The sequence below is a fragment of the Mesorhizobium sp. M8A.F.Ca.ET.161.01.1.1 genome (assembly GCF_004792105.1).
Lineage (GTDB): Bacteria > Pseudomonadota > Alphaproteobacteria > Rhizobiales > Rhizobiaceae > Mesorhizobium.
Genome location: NZ_SRTD01000001.1, coordinates 284,335 through 303,667, shown reverse-complemented (window position 1 = coordinate 303,667; position 19,333 = coordinate 284,335). Strand labels below are relative to the sequence as shown.

Below are 19,333 nucleotides of genomic sequence, written 5' to 3'. Positions count from 1 at the left end.
ATCGTTGCGTGAAATAGCAGTATATTCGCAGGATTCACGAAGAATGCCGCTCGACAGGATTGATATCGCCATTCTGGAGACATTGCAGAAGGATGGCCGGATGCCGAATGCGGCCCTTGCCGAAAAGGTCGGCCTGTCGCAATCGGCCTGTTCGCGCCGGCTTGATAATCTGGAAAAATCCGGAACCATCCGCGGCTACCACGCCCGGTTGTCCAATGCGGCCCTTGGCCATCAGATGACGGCGATCGTCCACATATCCCTCTCCGGCCAGTTCGAGAAGACGCTGTCGGATTTCGAGGCGGCGATCAAACGCTGTCCGAACGTGCTGTCGTGCCACCTGATGTCGGGCGAGTACGACTATATCCTGCGGATCGCGGCCAAGGATCTCGTCGACTACGAGCGCATCCACAAGGAATGGCTGTCGGCGATGCCGCATGTAACGAAGATCAATTCGTCCTTCGCCTTACGTGAAATCGTCGACCGGACGGCCATGGGGCTAAAGCCGGAAATGGCTTAACGCCAAAGGCACACCCGGACGTCCTTCCCAATATAGCATGCGCCTTCGCGGTGAAGGTCTTCCCAACGTTCATCACCGTGAGTCGCGCGAATATCCGAGTTACCATAGCCGTCCCAAATATCGCCGTCCTTGTAGACGGCTGCCCAGTAATCCTCGGACATTTCACCAGCCCCACTATGCGTGTCAGGATAGTCGATACCCGCGAAAACTTGCCGGGGTCCCTGGATATTGAAATCGCCGCCCTTCTCGATTTGATAGGAGCATTTTCCGGATATGCGGGTCTGACCGTCAACAACAAGCAGGCAACGGCCCCATTTGTAACCGCTCGGCAAACGATGTCGTTGCGCGAGCGCGGGCGAAAAGGAAACAGCGGTTGCAACGGCAGCCGCCATGGTACGCCCGATCATCTTGTCACCCATCGTGAAGCAGCCACTGTGAGGAGCGACCGGACAGTGTTGGTTCCCCAGGGCGCATGTCTAGGCAATCCTCCGCGGCACCGTGCTTTGAAAATCAGATTATTTATCGACCAAGTCGGATTTTTGTCACGTGACATTTGCGCTGCTTCCGCGCGGGGTAACCAGAAATCCGACCGGTCTCATTGGACCAAACAGGCTCTTACGCCTCCGTCACGATCCGATCCATCGGGATGTCGTGAGGTTGCGGATAGATGGTCGCGATGCGCTGCAATTCGTAGCCAACGCCGATGACCAGCGGCTTGAACGGCATGGCGGCCAGCGTGCGGTCGAAGAAGCCGCCGCCATAGCCCAGCCGATAGCTTGCCGGATCGATGCCGACAATGGGCGAGATGACGATGTCCGGCAGTACCGGATCGCCTTCGGCCGGGATCGGGATGTTCCAGACGCCTTTTTCCAACCGGTCGCCCGGTTTGTAGGCGCGGAAGATCAACGGTTGACCCTTTTCGACGACGATGGGCAACGCGGTGCGGCCATCGCGTTCGTTGATAGACGCCATCCATGGCCGTAAATCCGGCTCGCCCCGAAACGGCCAGTAAAGGCTGACCATCCGGCCCGCTATGTCACCGATGATCGTGTCGAGGCCTTCCGCGATGCGCCGCGACATTGCGGTTCGGGCATCGGCGGAAACGGCAAGGCGCGCCGCGATCAGGCGTTCACGCTCGGCCTTTCGCCAGCGTCTCACGTCGGTCCAGTCGCTGAGTGGTGCCTGGAACGCGGGATCGAGTTCATGCATGAAGCAGGGCGGCGAAGAATACTGCGCCGGTCCTTCGTCCTCATGATCGTTGGTCATGCCTCACCTCATCTCGTGTTCGATGACGCTATACCTCGCGATACGATACAACATGTGCGTTCACGACATGGAACGACGAGTCTCGGGCACTGTCCTGCCATTGTTGCATTGCACAAAAACACCTACATCCAGGGCAGGCAATCTTGCCCATCAGGGGTGATGAAATGAGCGATGCCAGACATCATCTCGTCCTCGTCGGCGCCGGGTTCGGCGGCCTCGAATTCACCCGCGCGCTGGCTGGCGCGCCGGTGCGCATCACCATGATCGACAAGCGCAACCATCATCTGTTCCAGCCGCTGCTCTATCAGGTGGCAACCACGGCGCTGGCGACCTCGGAGGTGGCCTGGCCGATCCGCCATCTCCTGCGCAAGCGCAAGGATGTGACCACGCTGCTGGCCAATGTCACAGGAGTAGACCGGACCGGCAAACGTGTTGTGCTCGATGATGGCAGCGCCGTCGCCTACGACACGCTGGTGCTCGCCACCGGCGCGCGGCACGCCTATTTCGGCCATGACGAATGGGAGCCTTTCGCGCCGGGCCTGAAGACGCTGGAGGACGCCACCACCATTCGGCGCCGCATCCTTCTGGCCTTCGAGCAGGCGGAACGGGAACCCGACCCTGCCAGGCGCCAGGCGCTGCTGACCATTGCCATCGTCGGCGGCGGGCCGACCGGCGTCGAACTTGCCGGAACCATTGCCGAACTGGCGCATGACACGCTGCGCGGCGAATTCCGCAACATCGACACGCGCCAGACGCGCGTGGTGCTGATCGAGGCCGGCGACAGCATCCTGGCCAATTTCGCGCCGAAGCTCTCCAATTATGCCGGGAAGGCGCTGGAGCGGCTTGGTGTTGTGGTCGAGCTTGGCCGGGCCGTTACGCGCTGCGATGCCGAAGGCGTGGTTTTTGGCGATACCGTTCTGCCGGCCCGCACGATCCTGTGGGCAGCCGGCGTTGCCGCTTCGCCCGCCGCTGAATGGCTGGGCGCGAACGCGGACCGGGCCGGCAGGGTATTGGTCGAGCCTGATCTCAGCGTGCCCGGCAGCCCGGAGATTTTTGTCATCGGCGACGCCGCCCTTGTGCTGCGGCCCGACGGGCGGCCGGTGCCCGGCGTGGCGCCTTCCGCCAAGCAGGAGGGCCGCCATGTTGCCGCGACCGTCAGGGCCAGGCTTGCCGGCGACACGGGGCCGCGGCCTTTCCACTACAAGCATGCCGGTGATCTGGCGACGATCGGCAAGCGCGCCGCCGCGATCGATTTCGGCTGGATCAAGCTGACCGGCTGGCTCGCCTGGTGGCTGTGGGGCATTGCGCATATCTATTTCCTGATCGGTTTCCGCAACCGGCTTGCCGTTTCGCTGAGCTGGCTATGGATCTATGTCACGGGCCAGCGCAGCGCCCGGCTGATTACCCAGGGCGACGACGACAAGACCTGACTTTCTTCACCGAGCCTTTCATCCGGCCGTCATCTGTTGCTGATGGATTGGCGTGCCGATGCGCGCGACTTCTTGAGTGGACTTGAGCCGATTTCAGCGCGAAGTTCGCTTCGGGGCAGGGGCATGTCAGGTCGTCGAAGAAGGAGAAAACATGTCGCAACTGCTCCATCCCGTCTCTCGCCGTGGTCTCCTTGCGGGGGTCGCCGCCACAGGGGCGCTGATCATGCTTCATCCCTTCTCCGCCCGTGCGCAGGCCAACCAGGCGCATCTGAGGATCATGGAGACCACCGATATCCATGTGAACGTGCTGCCCTATGATTATTACGCCGACAAAGCCAATGACACGATGGGCCTGTCGCGCACGGCGTCCCTCATCGACGCGGTGCGCAAGGAAGCCGCCAATTCGATGCTGATCGACAATGGCGACCTATTGCAGGGCAACCCGATGGGCGACTACATTGCCTATGAGAAGGGCCTGAAGGAGGGCGATCTCCATCCGATCATGAAAGGCATGAACCTGCTCGGTTACGAGTGTTCGACACTTGGCAACCACGAGTTCAACTACGGCCTGTCCTTCCTGGACAAGGTACTGGCCGGCGCCAATTTCCCGTTCGTCTGCGCCAATCTGATCCGGGGCACCGAGCTTGCCGCCAATCCGCGCGACGACAAGCTCTACCTCAAGCCCTACATAATCCTGGACAAGAAGATCAAGGACGGTTCAGGCACCGAGCAACCGATCAAAATCGGCATCATCGGCTTCGTACCGCCGCAGGTCATGGTCTGGGATCTCAAGAATCTCGAAGGCAACGTCAAGACGCGCGACATCGTCGAAGCGGCGAAGGCCTGGGTGCCGCAGATGAAGGAGGAGGGCGCCGACATCGTCATCGCGCTCTCGCATTCCGGCATCGACGTCAAGCAGGGTGACATGATGGAGAACGCCTCGTTCTTCGTCGCCGGCGTCGAAGGCATCGACGCGGTCTTCACCGGCCACCAGCACCTGGTCTTTCCCGGCAAGAAGGATTTCCAGGGGCTCGAGGGCGTTGATACACAGAAGGGTACGCTGCAGGGCAAGCCCGCCGTCATGGGCGGTTTCTGGGGCTCGCATATGGGCCTGATCGACCTGATGCTGGAACGCGATGGGTCGAAGTGGAAAGTGGTCTCGGCGACCTCGGAGGCGCGGCCGATCTTCGAGCGTGTCGACAACAAGAACAAGCCGACTGTCGCCGACGACAAGCGCATCATCGCTGCTCTCGAGCAGGACCACCAGGCGACGCTCGCCTATGTGCGCCGCCCTGTCGGCAAGACCTCGGCGCCGCTCTATTCCTATTTCGCGCTGGTGGCCGATGATCCTTCGGTGCAGATCGTCAACCAGGCGCAGAGCTGGTATCTCAAGGATATCCTGAAGAGCACCCAGTGGAAGGACGTGCCGATGTTATCGGCGGCGGCGCCCTTCAAGGCCGGCGGGCGCAACGGCGCCGACTACTACACCGACGTGCCGGTGGGCGATGTCGCAATCAAGAACGTCGCCGACCTCTATCTCTATCCGAACACGGTTCGCGCGGTTGAGATCACGGGTGCCCAGGTCAAGGAATGGCTGGAGATGTCGGCCGGCATCTTCAAGAAAATCGAGGCAGGAAAAGCCGACCAGCCGCTGATCGACACCGAATTCCCATCCTATAATTTCGACGTCATAGATGGCGTAACCTACAAAATAGATTTGTCGCAGCCACCGAAATACGATGCCAAGGGCGCCGTCGCCAATGCCGGTTCCAATCGCATTGTCGACCTGAAATTCGACGGCAAACCGATTGATCCAGCAGCGAAATTCGTCGTTGCGACCAACAACTACCGTGCCGGCGGCGGTGGCAACTTTCCCGACATCAATGCCTCGAAGATCATCTACGAAGCGCCGGACACCAACCGCGACGTCATCGTCCGCTACGTCGTCAGCCAAGGCACCATCAACCCGTCGGCGGATGGCAACTGGTCGTTCGCGCCGCTGCCAGGAAGCAGCGTCGTCTTCGAGACAGGCGTCAAGGCAAAGGTCTTCATCGCCGATGTGAAGTCGCTCAAGATCGAGCCGGTGGGCGAGGGCGAATCTGGTTTCGCCCGATACCGCATCCTTCTCTGATCGACTATCAGGGCTGGATGCGGCCGGTCTTGGCCGCATCCCCGTGCGGAAGATGACCTCGCCATAGCGAGGGAGGAGCAGTCGGATCGCTCGGCACGGTCAAGAGCCTCATCCCCGCGGGTGCATGGACCTCGTGGATGGTCGATGTCCGGGTGTTGTCGATGAGATCGCTGTCCCCAGCCTACGCCTTGTAGACCACCTGGCGCACGTCGATATAGCTGGTGCGGAAACCGGCCTCGCAATAATGCAGGTAGAATTCCCAGAGCTTCTTGAAACGGTCGTCGAAGCCGAGCGGCACGATCTTCTCCCACGACCCCCGGAAACGCTGGCGCCATTCGGCAAGCGTGCGGGCATAGTCCTCGGGGAAAACGTGTTCGCGTAAATGGGCAAGGCCGTGCGCGGCGCCAAGCGACTTCAGGATGGACGGCGTCGGCAGCATGCCGCCCGGGAAGACGTAGCGCTGGATGAAATCCGGCCTGGCGCGATAGGTGTCGTAGGCGGCTTCGTTGATGGTGATGATCTGCAGGCCCGCGGTGCCGCCGGGCTTCAGGCAGGCCTTCATCTTGGAGAAGAATACCGGCCAGTATTTCTCGCCGACCGCCTCGAACATCTCGATCGAGGCGATGCGATCGTAGATCCCGGTTTCATCACGGTAATCCTGCAACTTGATGTCGACCTTGTCGGCAAGCCCGGCCTTGGCGATGCGTGCCTTGGCGAAATCGTGCTGCTCGCGGCTGATGGTCAATCCGGTAACCCGGCAGCCGATTTCGCGTGCCGCGAACTCGGCAAAGCCGCCCCAGCCGCAACCTATCTCCAGCACGTGATCCTTTCCGCCGATGCCCGTATCCCTGGCCAGCGCCCGGTATTTGGCGGCCTGGGCGCTCTCGAGATCATTGGCGCCATTGGCGTAAAGCGCCGAGGAATAGGTCATGCTCGGGTCGAGCCATTCCTTGTAGAAGGCGTTGCCGAGATCGTAATGCGCCGAGATATTGCGCTTTGACCCTTTGCGTGTGTTCTCGTTGAACCAGTGGCGGATGCGCTGGGCCGTGTTGATGAGCCAACTGGCGCCGCCCGCGACGCGTTCGCCGATCGCCGAATTGACCACGAACAGTTCGAGGAAGCTGGTGACGTCAGGGCTTTCCCAATCGCCGTCCATATAGGATTCGGCTACGCCGATCGTGCCGCCGGAAAAGGCGCGGCCCGGCAGACGCCAGTTCTTGAGCACAAGTTCGGCGTCGGGGCCTGGCGCCTTGCCGCCGACGAGGACGGCACGGCCGTCCGGCATCCTGACTTTCAGCGAACCACGCGGCAGGTTCATGGCCGCCGACAGCACCATGCGCGCCTTGGCCGGCAGGCCCTTGACGATCTCGGCGAAATTGAATTCGTCGAGCCTGACCGCGTCGCCCGGCGCTATGCCATGATGTTCCCCGTGTGCCATTCCATGCCCCTGGATCTCCGTGCTGTCGGCGCAATTGCCAAGCCACGGTTCTCTTGGATCATCCGCCGGGTTCAAACACCGTTGCCTGGTCCCGGCAGCTGCGGGTTCGACGGCAGGCGGGCTCGAACGAAAGCGCGCGCCCCTTAGCAGAGCTTCAGCGCTTACCAGTGAATGCCTGCCACAATCTTCCACGCCATGAGGGGGAACTTCAAGAGGCATGCCGAGAGCTGGACTGTGCCACGCGGCGCCCGGCATCTGCCGCCCTGCGTCAGGCCGCTGCGGCCCGAAATCAAAAACGCCTATGGCAGCCGCATCGCTTGTGCGATAGCTTTAGCCATGCGTTATGTAATCGTGATTGCCGCCATCGCGTTCTTCCTGATCTGGGACGGTCTCTACAATCAAGGCCGGTATCTCGACGTCGCGGTCAGGGAAGTTTCCCATGCGGTGCGCTACGTCACCGGCAAGGCCTAGACGTCCCTGGGCAGGCCGGCGCTTCATCCCTGATCCGCGCGAACCGAGGTCCAGCACCGATCGAGGCGCGTCGCAAGGACGCGTGGCGCCATGACCGGTTGACGCAAAGGGACCGCCGTCACAAAAGACCCCGACATTCAGATCGAGGAGGCGGGATTGATCCGGCATATCGTTTTCTTCAGCGCGCGGCGCAAGGAAGATGTGGAAGCTGTTCGTACCGGGCTGCTGGCGCTCGGCGACATTCCTCATTGCAGCCTCTTCGAGGTCACGCTGAACACCAAGGTCGACCCGCTGTCGGATGAAGTCGATGTCGTCGTTTACGCGGAATTCGCCGATGACGCGGCGCTGGCAGCCTACAAGGCGCACCCGCTCTATGCGCGGACCACCAGGAAGGTCAAACCATTGCGCGAGCTGCGCTATTCGGCGGATGTCGTGGCCGGAAGCTGATCCGGCGCCTGCTCCGGAAGGCGCCGTTCGCGGGGGCGCGTTTCCCGATAGATCGTGCTGCGCGAACCATGCACCGCCGCCGGCGGCATTGCGATCAAGTCTTGAACCGACGTTCGGAATGATGCACATCGCGCCTGCATGACCCCAACCACATCAGCCATTCACCCGCTCGATCACCTGGTTCTGCCGACGCAGAACCTCGACACGGCGCGGACCCGGCTCACCGCGCTGGGCTTCGTCGTCGCTCCGACCGGCATCCATCCCTTTGGCACGGAAAACTGCTGCGTGTTCCTTGCCGACGGCACCTATCTGGAGCCGCTCGCGATTGGCAGCGAACAGGCTGCGACGGAGGCTGCCGCCGAGGGCAATGTCTTCGTTGCGCGCGATCGCCTCTATCGCGAAAGCCGTGGTAACGAGGGATTTTCCGCGGTGGTTCTTGGCACTGACAATGCCGATGACGACCATGAACGCTATGTCGACGCCGGCCTGTCGGCGGGAGACACGCTGAGCTTTTCGCGCGCTTTCACCGACACGGCGGGCAAAAGCGATACCGCCTCGTTCAAGCTCGCCTTTGCTTCGGCCAATCGTGCCAGGGACGCTTTTCTTTTTGCCTGCCAGCGCATCAACGCGCCGAAAGTGGACCGCGCGGCCTTGCAGGCTCATCCCAATGGCGTCGATGGGGTCGTCGAGGTGATTGCAGTCAGCAGTGCTCCCACCGAACAGCGCAGGCTGATTGCCGTGGCGGTCAACGACCCGTCCGCCGGCGGGCAAGACGGCGCGTTTCCCTTGCCGAACGCAACGTTGCGTGTGCTCGATCCCGCGTCTTACGCCGCGCGCTTTGGCATCCCGATCGGCCCGGCGACGGAGCTTCGTTTCGCCGCCGTGGTATTTGCGATCCGAAGTGCCGATGCCGCGGCGAGGCTGCTTGCAGCCAACTCAATCCAGCACGATATAGCGGGCACCGACATTGTCGTGCCGCCGGCAGCCGGCCAAGGCGCGGCTTTCATCTTCGGGGAGACCAAATGAGCAAGTCCCAAGCACCAAATTCGGCGGCGCCGAATTCTTCGATAACCGTCGGCAATGTCGTCTTCGACAACGCGGCACCCCTGGCGCTGATCGCTGGCCCGTGCCAGTTCGAATCGCGCCAACACGCCTTCGACATGGCCGGTGCGCTTAAGGAGTTGACCGGCAGGCTTGGCATCGGCCTCGTCTACAAGACCAGCTACGACAAGGCCAACCGCACCTCGCTGTCGGCGACGCGCGGTGCCGGCATGGACGCCGCACTTCCCGTGTTCGACGAGTTGCGCAAGGAATTCTCGCTTCCGGTGCTGACCGACGTCCACACGGAGGAGCAGTGCGCGATCGTCGCGCCGCATGTCGATGTGCTGCAGATACCGGCCTTCCTGTCGCGCCAGACCGACATGCTGGTCGCCGCCGCAAGGACAGGCAAGGTCATCAATGTGAAGAAGGGACAGTTCCTCGCCCCCTGGGACATGAAGAACGTGGTCGCCAAGATCACCGGTTCCGGCAATGCCAATGTGCTGACCACCGAGCGCGGCGCTTCTTTCGGCTACAACACACTAGTGTCGGATATGCGCGCTCTGCCTATCATGGCCGAGATCGGCGCCCCGGTGATCTTCGACGCCACCCATTCGGTGCAGCAGCCGGGCGGGCAGGGCGGGTCGTCTGGCGGGGAGCGCCGCTTTGTCGAGACGCTGGCCCGCGCGGCCGTTGCCGTCGGCGTTGCCGGCGTCTTTATCGAGACCCATCAGGACCCCGACAATTCGACATCCTCCGACGGTCCGAACATGGTGCCGCTGAAAGATATGCCGGCGCTGCTCGAAAAGCTGATGGCATTGGACCGGGTAGCGAAGGGCCGCTAATCCAAGGCTTCTTGCCGGTGCTTGTGGTTGCCAGGGGCCAGTTGTACGCTTGGCCGGCAAATGAGCGTTTTGGCAGGAGGAAGCCATGTCCGTCGCCCGCGTCACCGAAATCACCTCATCGTCGAAGAAGAGCTTTCAGGACGCCATCGAGAAGGGAATCGCCCGCGCCGCCAAAACTCTAAAGAACGTCGAAGGGGCCTGGATCCAGGATCAGAAGATCGTCGTCGAGGACGGCCAGATCGCGGCCTATCGCGTCAACATGAAGGTGACTTTCATCCTCGCGGAGTGATCAGCCAGACGCCAAAAAGTCGGGAACTTTCACCTGCGCCCCTCATTGTCAACGTGCAGATTAACGACAACGAGGAGCAAACAATGACGACGCAAACAGGCCACACCGAAGCGATTGCCGCTTCGCGAGTGATCGGCACCACCGTCTACAATACCCAAGGCGACAGCATCGGCAGCATCGAGGACGTCATGCTCGACAAGACATCGAACGGCATCATGTTCGCGGTGATTGGATTTGGCGGTTTTCTCGGTGTTGGCGAGAAGTACCATGCCATTCCCTGGGCGAGCCTCGACTACGACGAGGACAAGGGCGGCTATGTCGTGCCCTTTACCAAGGAACAGCTGAAGGCGGCGCCCGCCCATTCGATCAAAGAGTTGGCCGGCGCCGATGGCGAGAGCGTGCGCGACGAGTCATACGAATATTACAAGGTGACGCCCTACTGGCACTGACGGCATAACCGAAAAGGGGGCCGTTTCGACGGCCCCCTTTTCGATTCGAAGCAAAGCTACTCGCTGATGTGCAAGGCCGGCAAAGGCGCAATGGCCTTTGGCGGTCGTTGCTGATTGTCGCACGACGTCAGGAATGCCGCCGCGATCAGGAACAAACTGACGATACCGCTCAACTCGGACATGGCGAAACTCCTCCTGTTTCGCCCCGCGCAGGGATAGCCATACCCGAAAATGCGTGTCCGATGTCATGACTTATGATGACAGAAATTTGCGCTTCGTGAATCGCGCGGGCGGCAATATTCGGGCAGGGCCCGATTGCCTTTTGCGTCGCTTTGGCTAAGACGGGCGCGACGTTTTCTCCAGATCAATCGAGGACATCGCAATGACCGCCATCATCGATATTGTCGGGCGTGAAATCCTGGACAGCCGTGGAAACCCTACCGTCGAGGTCGATGTCGTTCTCGAAGACGGTTCGATGGGCCGCGCCGCGGTGCCGTCGGGCGCGTCGACCGGCGCCCATGAGGCCGTCGAACTGCGCGACGGCGGCGCCCGCTACCTCGGTAAGGGCGTGCTCAAGGCCGTCGAAGCGGTCAACGGCGAACTGTTCGAGGCGATCGGCGGCATGGAAGCCGAAAACCAGATCCATATCGATCAGACCATGATCGAGCTTGACGGCACGCCCAACAAGAGCCGGCTCGGCGCCAACGCCATTCTGGGCGTTTCGCTGGCGGTGGCGAAAGCCGCGGCCGATGCCGCCGGCCTGCCGCTCTATCGCTATGTCGGCGGCACAAAGGCGCATATCCTACCCGTGCCGATGATGAACATCATCAATGGCGGCGCGCATGCCGACAATCCGATCGACTTCCAGGAATTCATGATCCTGCCGGTCGGCGCGCCGACGCTGCGAGAAGGCGTGCGCTGGGGTTCGGAAATCTTCCACACGCTGCGCAAGAAGCTGAAGGATGCCGGCCACAACACCAATGTCGGCGACGAGGGCGGCTTCGCGCCGAACCTGAAGAGCGCGCCGGTGGCGCTCGATTTCATCATGGAATCGATCGAGAAGGCCGGTTTCAAGCCGGGCGACGAGATCGCGCTCGGCCTCGATTGCGCCGCGACCGAATTCTTCAAGGACGGCAACTACGTCTATGAGGGTGAGAAGAAGACGCGCGATCCCAAGGCGCAGGCCAAGTACCTCGCCAAGCTGGCCGCCGATTACCCGATCATCTCGATCGAGGACGGCCTTGCCGAGGATGACTGGGAAGGCTGGAAATACCTGACCGACCTGATCGGCAAGAAGACGCAGCTTGTCGGCGACGATCTTTTCGTCACCAACACGGCGCGGCTGCGCGACGGCATCCGCATGGGCGTCGCCAATTCGATCCTGGTCAAGGTCAACCAGATCGGCTCGCTGACCGAGACGCTCGACGCGGTCGAGACCGCGCACAAGGCAGCCTACACCGCCGTCATGTCGCACCGTTCGGGCGAGACAGAGGATTCAACCATCGCCGATCTCGCCGTCGCCACCAATTGCGGGCAGATCAAGACCGGCTCGCTGTCGCGCTCCGACCGCATGGCCAAATACAACCAGCTGATCCGCATCGAGGAAGAACTCGGCAAGCAGGCGCGCTACGCCGGCAAGTCGGTGATCAAGAGCTGATCCGGCCGCGCATCTTTGGTATCGAAAGGGCGGGACATCCCGCCCTTTTTCATTTCAGGCTGGGCTGGGCCGCCGCCCGTAACCGTCCGTTAAGCACAATCAGGCGAAAAAGGCGTCGAGCCGTTTGAGTTCGCGGCCACGGGGAATCGGTCATGTGGACGCGTCAGCACAAGCAGAGAAATACCGGGCGGCTGATCATTCCTTCGCTGTGCGTGGTGTTCCTGGCCTATTTCGGCTTTCACGCTTATCACGGCGAATTCGGTATCAATTCCAAATACAAGCTGGAGGCCGAAACGGTCGCGCTGCAGGGTCAGCTCGAGGCGATCAGGGCGCGCAGGATGGAACTCGAACGGCGCGTCAAGCTCATGCATGATGGCACGCTGGAGAGGGACATGCTCGATGAGCAGGCGCGTAAAGCGCTTAATCTGTCCCAGGCCGACGAGATCACCATCATGCTGCCGGTTTCGGAGAAGTAACCGGTTTTCGGTTAATCAGCAATATTTTCAATGATTTTAATCGCTTAGGCGCATGCCAGCTATGCAATTTCGACATGGCGGAACGCCTTTCTACGTGTTAGCCTCCCATAAATCGAAGGGGAGGGCGATCTCCCCGGAGCAGGTTGATCTTGCTCCAGTGTCCGCAAAGAGACGCCAACAGGGAGTGATGCATGGCCACCGCAGCCAGAAAAGCGCCTGCCAAATCGAAATCCGACGGCAAATCCGGCCTGTCAGCACCCAAGCCTGCTGACTTCACCAAGGACGAAGAGCTTGCCGCATACCGGCACATGCTGCTCATCCGCCGGTTTGAGGAAAAGGCCGGCCAGCTCTATGGCATGGGCTTCATCGGCGGCTTCTGCCACCTCTACATTGGCCAGGAAGCCGTGGTCACCGGCATGAAGATGGCGCTGATCGACGGCGACCAGATGATCACGGCCTATCGCGATCACGGCCACATGCTGGCGATGGAGCTTTCGCCGCGTGGCGTGATGGCTGAGCTGACCGGACGCCGCGGCGGCTTGTCCAGGGGCAAGGGCGGCTCCATGCACATGTTCTCCAAGGAGAAGCATTTCTATGGCGGTCACGGCATCGTCGGCGCGCAGGTGTCGCTCGGCACCGGTCTGGCCTTCGCCAACCGCTACCGCGACAACAACAATGTCTCGCTGACCTATTTCGGCGACGGCGCAGCCAACCAGGGCCAGGTCTATGAGAGCTTCAACATGGCCTCGCTGTGGAAGCTGCCGGTGATCTACATCATCGAGAACAACCGCTACGCCATGGGCACCTCGGTGTCGCGCTCTTCAGCGGAGACTGACTTCTCGCACCGTGGCGCTTCCTTCAAGATTCCCGGCCTCCAGGTCGACGGCATGGATGTGCGCGCGGTCAAGGCCGCCGGCGATCTCGCCACCGAATGGTGCCGCGCCGGCAATGGCCCGCTGATCCTCGAAATGCAGACCTACCGTTATCGCGGCCACTCGATGTCCGATCCTGCGAAATACCGGTCGAAGGAAGAAGTGCAGAAGATGCGCTCCGAGCATGACCCGATCGAGCAGGTGAAGGCGCGGCTGATCGAGAAGAAGTGGGCGACCGAGGACGAGCTCAAGACCATCGACAAGGAGGTTCGCGACATCGTCGCCGACGCCGCCGATTTTGCCCAGAACGATGCCGAGCCGGATCGGTCCGAGCTCTGGACCGATATCGTATTGTAAGGGAGGGCCAGGACATGCCGATCGAAATTCTCATGCCCGCTCTCTCGCCGACCATGGAAGAGGGCAATCTTTCCAAGTGGTTGAAGAACGAGGGCGACAAGGTCGTCGCCGGTGACGTCATCGCCGAGATCGAGACCGACAAGGCGACGATGGAAGTCGAAGCCGTCGACGAAGGTACGCTGGGCAAGATCCTGATCGCCGCCGGCACCGAAGGCGTCAAGGTCAACACGCCGATCGCCGTTCTGCTCCAGGACGGCGAGAGCGCCGCCGACGTCGGCAAGTCCGCGGCGGCTCCCGCCAAGGCCGAAGCACCGGCAAAGGCGGAAGCGCCGGCCGAGGACAAGGCGGAGGTGGCAAAGCCGGCCGCTGCACCAGTCGCGGCCGCACCGAAAACGGAAATCGCCGCCGATCCGGATATTCCCGCCGGTACCGAAATGGTCTCAACCACGGTGCGCGAAGCGTTACGCGACGCCATGGCCGAGGAAATGCGCCGCGACGGCGATGTCTTCGTCATGGGCGAGGAGGTCGCCGAATACCAGGGCGCCTACAAGATCACGCAAGGCCTGCTGCAGGAATTCGGGCCGCGTCGCGTCGTCGACACGCCGATCACCGAACATGGTTTTGCCGGCGTCGGCGTCGGTGCTGCGATGGCGGGCCTCAAGCCGATCGTCGAGTTCATGACCTTCAACTTCGCCATGCAGGCGATCGACCAGATCATCAACTCGGCCGCCAAGACGCTCTATATGTCCGGCGGCCAGATGGGCGCGCCAATCGTGTTCCGTGGGCCGAACGGCGCGGCCGCCCGTGTCGCCGCACAGCACTCGCAGTGCTATGCCGCCTGGTACAGCCACATTCCAGGCCTGAAAGTCGTGATGCCGTATACGGCCGCCGACGCCAAGGGCTTGCTCAAGGCGGCGATCCGCGATCCGAACCCGATCATCTTCCTCGAGAACGAAATCCTCTACGGCCAGTCCTTCGACGTGCCGAAGCTGGACGACTTCGTGCTGCCGATCGGCAAAGCGCGCATCCACAAGACGGGCAAGGATGTCACCATCGTCTCCTTCGGCATCGGCATGACCTATGCGGTCAAGGCGGAAGCCGAGCTGCGCGGCATGGGCATCGACGCCGAGATCATCGACCTCAGGACCATCCGTCCGCTCGATCTCGACACCGTCATCGCCTCGGTCAAGAAGACCAACCGGCTGGTCGTGGTCGAAGAAGGCTACCCGCAGAATTCGGTCGGCGACCATATCGCCAACCAGGTGTCGCAACGCGCCTTCGATTTCCTCGACGCGCCGGTCATCACCATTGCCGGCAAGGACGTGCCGATGCCCTATGCGGCCAACCTCGAAAGGCTGGCGTTGCCGAATGTCGGCGAGGTCATCGAGGCCGTCAAAGCCGTCGCATATCGCTAGGGAGCAATGCGGATGCTGTCTTTCTGGACGTTGGCAGCCATCATTGTTCCCACTGTCGTGGTCGCCTTTCTCGTGCGATCGATGACGGGGAAGTTCGATGCGGTTCTGTTGATGCTCAGCGGTGCCGCGTCTTTGGTTCTTGCTATTGTGGCAACTGCTTCCGCAAAGGTCGACCAGACCGGCAGCATGATGACGCTCGAGATGGGCAAGGGTAGCTACCATTTCGGTGTCTTGCCACCTGTGTTCATCGTCGCCACGCTGACCGTCATGCGCGGCCTTTTCAAATTCATCCAGGAGTGAGCGATGCCTATCAACATCACCATGCCGGCCCTGTCGCCCACGATGGAAGAAGGCAATCTGTCAAAATGGCTGGTCAAGGAAGGTGACAAGGTTTCGCCGGGCGATGTCATTGCCGAGATCGAGACCGACAAGGCGACGATGGAAGTTGAAGCCGTCGATGAGGGCACTGTCGCCAAGCTGGTCGTGCCGGCCGGAACCGAAGGGGTCAAGGTCAACGCGCTGATCGCCGTGCTTGCCGCCGAAGGCGAAGATGCGGGCGCTGCAGCCAAAAGCGCTGGCGCACCGGCGAAAGCCGAGGCCAAGCAGGACAGGGCGCCAATCTCCCCACCCGTGGGGGAGATGTCGACGAAGTCGACAGAGGGGGGCGCTGTTCCTCCAGCAGCCAAGAGCGAGGCGCCCCCCTCTGGCCTGCCGGCCATCTCCCCCACAAGGGGGGAGATCAGCCAATCGGCCGAGCGCACCTTTGCGTCGCCGCTCGCGCGCCGCATCGCCAAGGAGGCGGGGGTCGATGTGTCGGCCGTGACCGGCACCGGTCCGCATGGCCGGGTGGTGAAGGCCGATGTCGACGCCGCGATCGCCGGTGGCGGCGCCAAGGCAGCACCGGCAGCCAAGGCTCCGGCTGGTGCGCCTTCCGCTGCTCCGGCTGTAAAGGCAATGTCGGACGATCAGGTGCTGAAGCTGTTCGAGCAAGGCTCTTATGAACTCGTCCCGCACGACAATATGCGCAAGACCATCGCGCGGCGCCTGGTCGAGGCCAAGACCACCATCCCGCATTTCTACCTGACGCTTGATTGCGAACTCGATGCACTGCTTTCGCTGCGCACGCAGCTCAACGCGGCGGCACCGGTGAAGAAGACCGACAAGGGTGAGGCGCCCGCCTACAAGCTGTCGGTCAACGACATGGTGATCAAGGCCATGGCCATGGCGCTGAAGGCGGTGCCGGACGCCAATGCCTCGTGGACCGAAAGCGCCATGGTCAAGCACAAACATGCCGATGTCGGCGTTGCCGTGTCGATCCCCGGCGGCCTGATCACGCCGATCATCCGCCACGCCGATGAAAAGACGCTCTCCGTCATCTCCAACGAGATGAAGGACTTGGCCAGCCGTGCCCGCAGCCGCAAGCTGAAGCCGGAGGAATACCAGGGCGGCACCACGGCAGTGTCCAATCTCGGCATGTTCGGCATCAAGGATTTTGCCGCCGTCATCAACCCGCCGCACGCGACGATCCTGGCGGTCGGCGCCGGCGAGGAGCGGCCGGTGGTCAAGAACGGCGAGATCAAGATCGCCACCGTGATGTCGGTGACGCTGTCGACCGACCATCGTGCGGTTGACGGTGCGCTGGGGGCGGAACTCTTGGTCGCCTTCAAGAAGTTGATCGAGAACCCGATGGGCATGCTGGTCTAGGAAAGGGAAAGGCTGTGCGAATATTCTTCACCAGCCTTTTCGCTTTTTTCATTTCCGGATTGGTTGGCGGTCTGATCGCGCAATGGTTGGCTGTCGCCACCGGCGCCGAGGAAGAATACATCCTCGTCTTCATGTTCTCGGTGCTGGTGACCTTGGTCGTCACCTTCGTCTTCTTCGTGGCGCAATTGACGAATGATCCGGGCGCGGTCGTGGCGAGGGCGGGCAAATCGACGCTGATTGTTTTTGTGGTGCTGCTCGTCCTCTTGGTCGGGCTGATCCTCTACAGCGACGGCAGCGCCGCGTTGGTCAGGAAAGACATGCCGATGGTTGCCGGTCTCGGTCTGCCGGGCTTGGTGACGATCATCATCCATTGGTTGTTCGTGCGCTGGCGCGTGAAGCGCGGCGTGGCCGACATAAAGGCGGGTTGAACGGATGAAGACGGTTCTTTGTTACGGTGACTCTCTGACTTGGGGCTACAATGCCGAAGGCGGGCGTCATGCGCTGCCGGATCGCTGGCCAAGCGTGCTGCAGGCCGGCCTCGGCGAAGGCGTTCAGGTCATCGCCGACGGCCTCAATGGCCGCACCACCGCCTTCGACGATCATCTGGCCGGAGCTGACCGCAACGGCGCGCGGCTGCTGCCGACGGTGCTGACGACGCATGCGCCGATCGACCTGATCGTCATCATGCTCGGTGCCAATGACATGAAACCATGGATCCATGGCAACCCGGTTGCCGCCAAGCAAGGCATCCAGCGGTTGATCGACATCGTGCGTGGCCACGACTATCCGTTCGACTGGCCGGCGCCGCAGATCCTGATCGTTTCGCCTCCTCTTGTCAGCCGCACGGAGAATGCCGATTTCAAGGAGATGTTCGCCGGTGGCGACGACGCCTCGAAGCAGCTTGCACCGCAATACGCAGCACTCGCCGACGAAGTCGGTTGCGGCTTCTTCGACGCTGGCACGGTGGCGCAAACAACACCTCTCGATGGCGTCCACCTCGACGCCGAAAACACGCGAAACATCGGCAAGGCGCTGACACCAGTCGTGCGCGTCATGCTGGAATTGTGATTGAAGGAGAAAACCGTGGCTGAGAACTACGACGTCATCATCATCGGCTCCGGTCCCGGCGGCTATGTCACCGCGGTCCGTTCCGCCCAGCTCGGCTTCAAGACGGCGATCGTCGAGCGCGAACATCTCGGCGGCATCTGCCTCAACTGGGGCTGCATTCCAACCAAGGCGCTGCTGCGGTCGGCCGAGATCATGCACTATTCGGATCACCTGAAGGATTATGGCCTGAAGCTCGACGGCAAGGTCAGCGCCGACACCGCGGCCGTGGTCGATCGGTCGCGGAAAGTGTCGCTCAGGCTCAATGGCGGCGTCGCGTTCCTGATGAAGAAGAACAAGGTCGATGTCATCTGGGGCGAGGCCAAGCTCTCGAAGCCCGGTGAGGTCGTTGTTTCCAAGACGGCCAAGAAGCCGATGGAACCGCAGCCGCCGGTGCCGAAAGGCGTCAAGGGCGAGGGCACCTACACGGCCAAGCACATCATCCTGGCGACCGGCGCCCGGCCGCGCGCGCTGCCCGGCATCGAGCCGGATGGCAAGCTGATCTGGACGTACTTTGAAGCCATGGTGCCGAAGGAGATGCCGAAGTCGCTGCTGGTGATGGGTTCAGGCGCCATTGGCATCGAATTCGCCTCCTTCTATCGCACAATGGGTGCCGACGTCACGGTGGTCGAACTGCTGCCGGCGGTCATGCCGGTCGAGGACGCCGAAGTCTCGAAATTCGCGCAAAAGCAGTTCGAGAAGCAAGGCATGAAGATCATCCTCGAGGCCAAGGTGACCAAGGTCGAGAAGGGGGCGAACTCCGTCACCGCGTATGTCGAGAGGAAGGACGGCAAGGTCGAGAAGATATCGGCCGATCGCATGATTTCGGCCGTCGGCGTCCAGGGCAATATCGAGAATCTCGGCCTTGAGGCCCTCGGCGTCAAGACCGAGCGCGGCTGCGTCGTCATCGACGGTTATGGCAAGACCAATGTGCCTGGCATCTACGCCATCGGCGATGTCGCCGGTCCCCCGATGCTTGCCCACAAGGCCGAGCATGAGGGCGTCGTGTGTATCGAAAAGATCGCCAATTTTCCCGGTGTTCACGCGACCGACAAGCTCAAGATTCCCGGCTGCACCTATTGCAACCCGCAGGTTGCCTCGGTTGGCCTGACGGAAGCGAAAGCAAAGGCCGAAGGCCGGGATATTCGCGTCGGCCGCTTCCAGTTCGCCGCCAACGGCAAGGCCATCGCGCTTGGCGAGGACCAGGGCTTCATCAAGACCATCTTCGACAAGAAGACCGGTCAGTTGCTCGGCGCGCATATGGTCGGCGCCGAAGTCACCGAATTGATCCAGGGCTTTGTCGTGGCGATGAACCTTGAAACGACCGAGGAAGAGCTGATGCACACGATCTTCCCGCATCCGACGCTGTCGGAGATGATGAAGGAAAGCGTGCTCGACGCCTATGGTCGCGCCTTGAACGCATGATA

The 19,333-nt window shown here is 61.6% G+C and carries 22 protein-coding genes; 18 read left to right on the top strand and 4 right to left on the bottom strand.

The genetic code is table 11. The annotated features are described in order from the left end of the window. The first annotated feature begins 43 nt into the window (after window positions 1-43). Window positions 44-517 carry an Lrp/AsnC family transcriptional regulator gene (locus EN804_RS01575; protein ID WP_015317948.1) on the top strand — a complete coding sequence of 158 codons (474 nt, stop codon included), beginning with the start codon at window positions 44-46 and terminating at the stop codon, window positions 515-517. Here EN804_RS01575 and EN804_RS01570 read toward each other — a convergent pair. Next, window positions 514-936, bottom strand: coding sequence for a hypothetical protein (locus EN804_RS01570; protein WP_135918556.1), 423 nt, complete (start codon window positions 934-936; stop codon window positions 514-516). The two genes, EN804_RS01575 and EN804_RS01570, sit on opposite strands and share 4 nt — an antisense overlap. Before the next feature lie 196 nt (window positions 937-1,132). After that, window positions 1,133-1,783 carry a 5-formyltetrahydrofolate cyclo-ligase gene (locus EN804_RS01565; RefSeq protein ID WP_127280883.1) on the bottom strand — a complete coding sequence of 217 codons (651 nt, stop codon included), beginning with the start codon at window positions 1,781-1,783 and terminating at the stop codon, window positions 1,133-1,135. Window positions 1,784-1,947: 164 nt separating this feature from the next. Between EN804_RS01565 and EN804_RS01560 the strand changes: the two genes are divergently transcribed. Both EN804_RS01560 and EN804_RS01555 read left to right on the top strand, forming a co-directional pair. Then, window positions 1,948-3,213, top strand: coding sequence for an NAD(P)/FAD-dependent oxidoreductase (locus EN804_RS01560; protein WP_135918555.1), 1,266 nt, complete (start codon window positions 1,948-1,950; stop codon window positions 3,211-3,213). A 151-nt stretch (window positions 3,214-3,364) separates the two neighbouring features. Beyond that, the gene (locus tag EN804_RS01555) at window positions 3,365-5,344 is read left to right on the top strand and encodes a bifunctional 2',3'-cyclic-nucleotide 2'-phosphodiesterase/3'-nucleotidase (RefSeq protein ID WP_135918554.1); all 1,980 of its coding nucleotides are present in this window, start codon (window positions 3,365-3,367) and stop codon (window positions 5,342-5,344) included. A 181-nt stretch (window positions 5,345-5,525) separates the two neighbouring features. On the opposite strand, the gene EN804_RS01550 is transcribed toward EN804_RS01555, so the two are convergent. Next, window positions 5,526-6,782 (bottom strand): cyclopropane-fatty-acyl-phospholipid synthase family protein, encoded by a 1,257-nt coding sequence (locus EN804_RS01550; protein ID WP_135918553.1) that lies wholly within the window; start codon window positions 6,780-6,782, stop codon window positions 5,526-5,528. A gap of 336 nt (window positions 6,783-7,118) precedes the next feature. Between EN804_RS01550 and EN804_RS38590 the strand changes: the two genes are divergently transcribed. From EN804_RS38590 to EN804_RS01525, 6 genes are all read left to right on the top strand, one after another. Beyond that, window positions 7,119-7,253, top strand: a complete 135-nt coding sequence (locus tag EN804_RS38590) for a hypothetical protein (RefSeq protein ID WP_272482999.1) — start codon at window positions 7,119-7,121, stop codon at window positions 7,251-7,253. Window positions 7,254-7,409: 156 nt separating this feature from the next. Next, window positions 7,410-7,700: a Dabb family protein gene (locus EN804_RS01545; protein WP_135918552.1), complete on the top strand. Its 291-nt coding sequence runs from the start codon at window positions 7,410-7,412 to the stop codon at window positions 7,698-7,700. Window positions 7,701-7,838: 138 nt separating this feature from the next. Continuing rightward, window positions 7,839-8,726, top strand: coding sequence for a VOC family protein (locus EN804_RS01540; RefSeq protein WP_135918551.1), 888 nt, complete (start codon window positions 7,839-7,841; stop codon window positions 8,724-8,726). Beyond that, window positions 8,723-9,583, top strand: coding sequence for a 3-deoxy-8-phosphooctulonate synthase (gene kdsA / locus EN804_RS01535; RefSeq protein WP_135918550.1), 861 nt, complete (start codon window positions 8,723-8,725; stop codon window positions 9,581-9,583). The genes EN804_RS01540 and kdsA overlap by 4 nt, the downstream gene beginning before the upstream one ends. 85 nt (window positions 9,584-9,668) lie before the next feature. Further along, window positions 9,669-9,872, top strand: coding sequence for a dodecin family protein (locus EN804_RS01530; protein ID WP_135918549.1), 204 nt, complete (start codon window positions 9,669-9,671; stop codon window positions 9,870-9,872). Between the two features lie 83 nt (window positions 9,873-9,955). Further along, on the top strand, window positions 9,956-10,321 hold the full coding sequence (locus EN804_RS01525) for a PRC-barrel domain-containing protein (protein ID WP_135918548.1): 366 nt from the start codon (window positions 9,956-9,958) through the stop codon (window positions 10,319-10,321). A 56-nt stretch (window positions 10,322-10,377) separates the two neighbouring features. On the opposite strand, the gene EN804_RS38585 is transcribed toward EN804_RS01525, so the two are convergent. Next, window positions 10,378-10,503: a hypothetical protein gene (locus tag EN804_RS38585; RefSeq protein ID WP_135918547.1), complete on the bottom strand. Its 126-nt coding sequence runs from the start codon at window positions 10,501-10,503 to the stop codon at window positions 10,378-10,380. A 200-nt stretch (window positions 10,504-10,703) separates the two neighbouring features. On the opposite strand from EN804_RS38585, the gene eno reads away from it, so the two are divergent. From eno to lpdA, 9 genes are all read left to right on the top strand, one after another. Beyond that, the gene (gene eno / locus EN804_RS01515) at window positions 10,704-11,978 is read left to right on the top strand and encodes a phosphopyruvate hydratase (protein ID WP_135918546.1); all 1,275 of its coding nucleotides are present in this window, start codon (window positions 10,704-10,706) and stop codon (window positions 11,976-11,978) included. A gap of 152 nt (window positions 11,979-12,130) precedes the next feature. After that, window positions 12,131-12,454, top strand: a complete 324-nt coding sequence (locus EN804_RS01510; protein WP_127280535.1) for a septum formation initiator family protein — start codon at window positions 12,131-12,133, stop codon at window positions 12,452-12,454. A gap of 191 nt (window positions 12,455-12,645) precedes the next feature. Next, window positions 12,646-13,683, top strand: a complete 1,038-nt coding sequence (gene pdhA / locus EN804_RS01505) for a pyruvate dehydrogenase (acetyl-transferring) E1 component subunit alpha (RefSeq protein ID WP_135918545.1) — start codon at window positions 12,646-12,648, stop codon at window positions 13,681-13,683. Window positions 13,684-13,697: 14 nt separating this feature from the next. Then, complete coding sequence (locus EN804_RS01500) at window positions 13,698-15,098, top strand: pyruvate dehydrogenase complex E1 component subunit beta (RefSeq protein ID WP_127280533.1); 1,401 nt, start codon at window positions 13,698-13,700, stop codon at window positions 15,096-15,098. A 12-nt stretch (window positions 15,099-15,110) separates the two neighbouring features. Beyond that, entirely contained in the window at window positions 15,111-15,398 is a 288-nt protein-coding gene (locus EN804_RS01495) for a hypothetical protein (RefSeq protein ID WP_127280532.1), read from the top strand. A 3-nt stretch (window positions 15,399-15,401) separates the two neighbouring features. Beyond that, the gene (locus EN804_RS01490; RefSeq protein ID WP_135918544.1) at window positions 15,402-16,802 is read left to right on the top strand and encodes a pyruvate dehydrogenase complex dihydrolipoamide acetyltransferase; all 1,401 of its coding nucleotides are present in this window, start codon (window positions 15,402-15,404) and stop codon (window positions 16,800-16,802) included. A 14-nt stretch (window positions 16,803-16,816) separates the two neighbouring features. Next, entirely contained in the window at window positions 16,817-17,230 is a 414-nt protein-coding gene (locus EN804_RS01485) for a hypothetical protein (RefSeq protein WP_135918543.1), read from the top strand. A 4-nt stretch (window positions 17,231-17,234) separates the two neighbouring features. Further along, a complete protein-coding gene (locus tag EN804_RS01480) occupies window positions 17,235-17,870 on the top strand; it encodes an SGNH/GDSL hydrolase family protein (RefSeq protein WP_135918542.1) in 636 nt (211 codons plus the stop codon). Between the two features lie 15 nt (window positions 17,871-17,885). Continuing rightward, window positions 17,886-19,331 (top strand): dihydrolipoyl dehydrogenase, encoded by a 1,446-nt coding sequence (lpdA, locus tag EN804_RS01475; RefSeq protein WP_135918541.1) that lies wholly within the window; start codon window positions 17,886-17,888, stop codon window positions 19,329-19,331. Window positions 19,332-19,333: the final 2 nt, after the last annotated feature.